Source organism: Maricaulis sp. (assembly GCF_039978735.1).
Taxonomy (GTDB): domain Bacteria; phylum Pseudomonadota; class Alphaproteobacteria; order Caulobacterales; family Maricaulaceae; genus Maricaulis.
The window spans coordinates 1-5,308 of sequence record NZ_JBDWAS010000019.1 but is presented as its reverse complement, the minus strand read 5'-3'; the positions used below and the strand labels follow the sequence as shown (position 1 = coordinate 5,308).

Here is a 5,308-nt window from a genome sequence, read left to right as displayed (position 1 = left end):
TGTTGTTCAGCCCGGGGACATCATTAACGGGTGTTCGGAGACATGGTTGACACCTTGTGGCTTGGATTTCGTCTCTTGGACAGGAGGCGGCGATGGTCTGGCGCGAGGTTTGTGCGATGGATGAGCGGCGGGAGTTTGTGCGTTTGGCGCTGCAGGAGGGGGCGAACGTGCGGGCGTTGTGCCGGCGCTTCGGTGTCTCGCCTGCGACGGGCTACAAGTGGATCGAACGCTGGCGGGCGGGCGAACGCGATCTGGCGGACCGGTCGCGGCGGCCACGGGGGTCGCCGAACCGGACCGCGCCAGCGGTCGAACAGGCCGTTCTGAGCCTGCGCGACGCGCATCCGGCCTGGGGCGCGCGCAAGATTGTCCATGCCCTGTTGCGCTCCGGCCTGCAGCCCCCGGCCGCCTCGACCGTGCACGCCATTCTGGTGCGCCATGGCCGGGTCGAGAGGCCGTCCGGATCGGCCCGGGCCACCACACGCTTCGAGAAGGAGGCCCCGAACCAGCTCTGGCAGATGGATTTCAAGGGCTGGACACGGCTGGCCGACCGCACGCGTCTGCATCCGCTCACCATCATCGACGATCATTCGCGATATGCGATCGGCCTGGAAGCGGGCAGCCTGCAGACCCGCGCACGCGTTCAGGCTGCCCTGACACACCGCTTCACACGCTACGGCCTGCCCGAGGCCGTCTTCGTGGACAACGGCAACCCCTGGGGCGACAGCACGGGCGGGCGATGGACGCGGCTGCGGGTCTGGTTGCTCAAGCTGGGTGTCCACACGATCTATTCGCGCCCCTTTCACCCCCAGGGGCGCGGCAAGAACGAACGCTTCCACAGGACCCTGGCGGCCGAAGTGCTCGATCTCGTCGCGCTGCGCGATCTCACACATGCCCAGAACGCCTTCGATGCCTGGCGGGACGTCTATAATCACGACCGCCCGCACGAGGCGCTCGGTTTCGCCACACCGGCCACACGCTACACACCCAGCTCACGCACCATGCCCGCCCGCCCGGCCGAGCCGGATTATGCCGAGGGTGAGATCGTGCGGCGCGTCGGTCAAACGGGCGGATACATCACCTTCAAGGGGCGTGTCTGGCGCGTCCCCAAGGCCTTCTGCGGCGAACGTCTCGCCCTGCGCCCGCTCGATACAGACGGCCAATACGCCCTCTGCTTCGGAGCCATAACCATCAAAACCATCAACCTCAACACACCGAAAATGTGTTAGCCATGTCCCCGAACAGGTGTCAGCCATGTCCCCGGGCTGAACAACAAGGCCGGGGAAATCGGTCTGTGATTCTAGCTCAAACTCACCTCCCCGGAGGCGCCACCTCCCCGCTTCCCCCGGAGGAGCGGAGCGAATTCCGGGGCCCGGTTGAGTTTCCGGGTCTGGCTCAGAAAGCGCGAAGCTGGGAGCCTGGGCACGCCTCTTTATGCCAGGCCCCGGCACAGGGCCGGGGAAAGTGATGTGTGCCGGGGAAAGTGGTGTGTGTGTGTGTGCTGGGGAAGAAAACGGCGCGCCCTCTCGCCCTCAGTGCGATCCGCCCAGCCGGCCCAGCTTTACCTTGTAATCGACGGCCAGCCCGTAGGCGGGGTCGTCATCGCTGTCGACCATCAGCTGGCCGGCACGGGAGAGGAGGCGGTGGCAGTCGCGGCTGAGATGGCGCAGTTCCAGCTGTTTGCCGGCGGCCTCGTATTTCGCCGCCAGGTCTTCCAGCGCCTGCAGGGCCGACTGGTCGACGACACGGCTGTCGGCAAAGTCGACCACCACGCGGTCCGGATCGTTCTCGATGTCGAACAATTCCATGAAGCTGGCTGTCGAGCCGAAGAAGAGCGGACCTTCCACCTGGTAGACCATCTGGCCGTCTTCGCCGGCAACCTGGCGCGCATGGATGTGCGAAGCCGCCTTCCAGGCATAGACCAGTGCCGACACGATCACGCCGACAATCACGGCCACGGCGAGGTCGGCATAGACCGTCACGCCGGTGACCAGGATGATGACGAAGGCGTCCGAGCGCGGGATGCGGGTCAGGATGCTCAGGCTCTGCCAGGCGAAGGTGCCGATCACCACCATGAACATCACGCCCACCAGGGCAGCCAGCGGGATCTGCTCGATCAGGCTGGAGCCGACGAGGATGAAGGCGAGGAGGAAAAGCGCGGCGGCGACGCCCGCCAGGCGCAGGCGGCCGCCGGATTTCACATTGATCATCGACTGGCCGATCATGGCGCACCCGCCCATGCCGCCGAAGAAGCCGGTCACCAGATTGGCCACGCCCTGGGCGACGCATTCCTGGGATGCGCCGCCACGGCGGCCGGTGATCTCGCCCACCAGGTTGAGGGTCAGGAGGCTCTCGATCAGGCCGATCGCGGACAGGATGAAGGCGTAGGGCAGGATGATCTGCAGCGTCTCCAGGCTCAGCGGCACCATGGGGATGTGGAATTGCGGCAGGCCGCCCTCGATCGAGGCGAGATCGCCGACGCGCGGCACCGGCAGGCCGAAACCGATCACCAGCGCTGCGACCACACCGATAGCCACCAGCGGTGCCGGAACCACTTTCGTCACCTTCGGGACCACCCAGATCAGCGCCATGGTCAGCGCCACCAGGCCGAGGGTCAGGATCAGCGGCCAGCCGGTCATCCAGACATGCTCGCCGGCCTCATTGACCACTTTGAACTGTTCCAGCTGGGCCAGGAAGATCACGATGGCCAGGCCGTTGACGAAGCCCAGCATCACCGGGTGCGGCACCATGCGGATGAACTTGCCCAGCTTCAGCACGCCGGCCGTGATCTGGATGACGCCCATCAGCACCACGGTGGCGAACAGGTATTCGATCCCGTGTTCGGCCACGAGATGCACCATCACCACCGCCAGCGCGCCGGTGGCGCCGGAGATCATGCCGCGGCGGCCACCGATGAGGGCCGTGATCAGACCGACGATGAAAGCGGCATAGAGGCCGGCCAGCGGCGGCACACCGGCCACGAAGGCGAAGGCCACCGCTTCCGGCACCAGGGCCAGGGCAACGGTCAGGCCGGCCAGCAGCTCGATCCGGATGCGCGACGGGGTCAGCGGCGGCAGTGTGCCCCGGTCACCGACAGACGCAGCGAGACGTTCCGTGAAGGCGGCAAGAGAGGTGCGGATCATGGCTGGGTCCGTTGTTCGGCAGGACCGGCATTATGCAGGTCCCGCGGCAGGATGTCGCGATGCCGCCTCTTATGCTGCAACGCAGCAGATGGCCACCCTTGCAACGCATTGCCGATGAAAAATGATCGTCAAGGTCGCATTAACCACGCTCCTCAACGAAATATTTGTCCCGATCTGCGCATCCTGAGCCGGAACCAAGGGGATTAGACGTGGATTATTCGAGCGTTGCCAAGCCGTCCGGCACCGGCCCTGCCAATGATACGTCCGAGCCGATCCGGCCTGCCATCGGCGATACGGCATCGCTGACCCGTGCCCAGCTGAAGGCCCAGGCCCGCGCGCCGCAGCACCGTGTGAACCGCAAGGCGCTGAGCCATATCCTGCAATCCCTCGACATTTTCGTCACCGTCATCGTCGTAGCCGCCGGCGGCTATGCCATGTCCGGCGGACGCGTGACCGAAGTCGCCGCCGGCGAACTCCTGCCGGTCGTCGCCTTTGCTGTGCTAGCCCCGGCGCTCCTGATGCTCAGCGGCGTCTACCGGATCGAACCGCGCGAGGTCGGCCTCTACCGCGTCGCCCGCGCCTTTATCGCCACGGGCCTGGCCGGAACGGCGATCACCGCGCTCGCCCTCGTCACCGCACCGCGCGCCACCGAACTGGTTGCCCTGTTCGCCATGACCGGTGTCGGCGCGCTGACCGTCCTGCACATCATCTATGCCGTCTTCATCGGCCACTGGGCCCGCGCCGGCCGCCTGGCGCGCAATGTCGTGCTGGTCGGCGCCACGCCGAATGCCCGCAAGCTGATCGCCGCCAATGCCGGGTCCGGCACGGTGAATGTCGTCGGCGTGTTCGACGACCGCAAGTCGCGCAGCCCGGCCGCCCTCGCCGGCGCGCCCTATCTCGGCTCGACCGACGACCTGTTTTCCTGGCCGCTGCTGCACGAGGTCGACCGCATCATCCTGACCGTGTCGCCCAAGGCCGAACAGCGCGTGCAGCTTCTCCTCGCCAAGCTGCGCGCCCTGCCGCACTCGGTCTGCCTGCTGCTGGATCTGGACAGTTTCGATCCGGCCGAAACCTCGCTGGACGATATCGTCGGCGTGCAGGCTGCCCGCATGAACGGTGTCGAGGAACGCCTCGGCCATCTCGTGCTCAAACGCATCACCGACCTCGCCTTCAGCCTCGTCATGTCGGTGCTCGCCCTGCCCGTGATGGCGCTGATTGCGCTGGCGGTGAAGCTGGACAGCCCCGGCCCGGTCCTGTTCCGCCAGACGCGCGAGGGCTTCAACGGCCGTCCGATCGAAGTGCTGAAATTCCGTACCATGCGTCACGATCCCAAGAGCCAGGACGGCCCGGTGCGCCAGGTCGAGTTCGACGATCCGCGTGTCACCCGGATCGGCGGCTTCCTGCGCAAGACCTCGCTCGACGAGCTGCCGCAGCTGTGGAATGTCGTCGCCGGCTCGATGTCGCTGGTCGGTCCGCGGCCTCATGCACCCAATATGCGCACCGGCGGCACGCAGACCTCCAAACTGGTGGCCGAATACGCCCACCGTCACCGCGTCAAGCCGGGCATTACCGGCTGGGCCCAGATCAATGGCTCGCGCGGTCCGCTGCATTCCCCCGAAGCCGCCCGCGAACGCGTCCGCCTGGACGTGGAATACATCGCCCGCGCAAACTTCTGGTTCGACCTCTGGATCATGCTGCGCACCCTGCCGGCGCTCCTGGGCGACAAGGTGAATATCCGCTAGCGCAGCGCCGCTTTCCCCGGATCCTCCCCTCTGCTTTCCCCGGAGGAGCGAAGCGAATTCCGGGGCCGGGTTGAGGTTGCCCCTGAAACGCCGAAAGCTCCAAAGCAAGCCTGCCGCCAGATGCCAGACCCCGGAACAAGTCCGGGGAAAGTTGTGGATGGTTTTGCCCCACACTCGAGTTTCCCCGGAGACGCCACCTCCCCGCTTTCCCCGGAGGAGCGAAGCGAATTTCGGGGCCCGGTTGAGGTTGCCCCTGAAACGCTGGAAGCTATCGGAGCAAGCCTGTCGCCAGATGCCAGACCCCGGCACAGGTGTTCAGCCCGGGGACATCATTAACGGGTGTTCGGAGACATGGTTGACACCTTGTGGCTTGGATTTCGTCTCTTGGACAGGAGGCGGCGATGGTCTGGCGCGAGGTTTGTGCGA

General features: G+C 66.0%; 2 protein-coding genes and 1 pseudogene. 2 read left to right on the top strand and 1 reads right to left on the bottom strand.

Translation table 11 applies throughout. The annotated features are described in order from the left end of the window. Positions 1-92: 92 nt before the first annotated feature. Positions 93-1,266, top strand: a pseudogene (locus ABJO18_RS05890) (IS481 family transposase). 263 nt (positions 1,267-1,529) lie between these two features. On the opposite strand, the gene ABJO18_RS05885 reads toward ABJO18_RS05890, so the two are convergent. Then, on the bottom strand, positions 1,530-3,140 hold the full coding sequence (locus tag ABJO18_RS05885) for a SulP family inorganic anion transporter (protein WP_348508387.1): 1,611 nt from the start codon (positions 3,138-3,140) through the stop codon (positions 1,530-1,532). A 209-nt stretch (positions 3,141-3,349) separates the two neighbouring features. Here ABJO18_RS05885 and ABJO18_RS05880 point away from each other — a divergent pair, with 209 nt between their 5' ends. Beyond that, positions 3,350-4,882 carry an exopolysaccharide biosynthesis polyprenyl glycosylphosphotransferase gene (locus tag ABJO18_RS05880; protein WP_348508388.1) on the top strand — a complete coding sequence of 511 codons (1,533 nt, stop codon included), beginning with the start codon at positions 3,350-3,352 and terminating at the stop codon, positions 4,880-4,882. Positions 4,883-5,308: the final 426 nt, after the last annotated feature.

Excerpts from the sequence above, each read along its gene's own strand:
- ABJO18_RS05885 (WP_348508387.1), bottom strand. The coding sequence starts at position 3,140 with ATGATCCGCACCTCTCTTGCCGCCTTCACGGAACGTCTCGCTGCGTCT.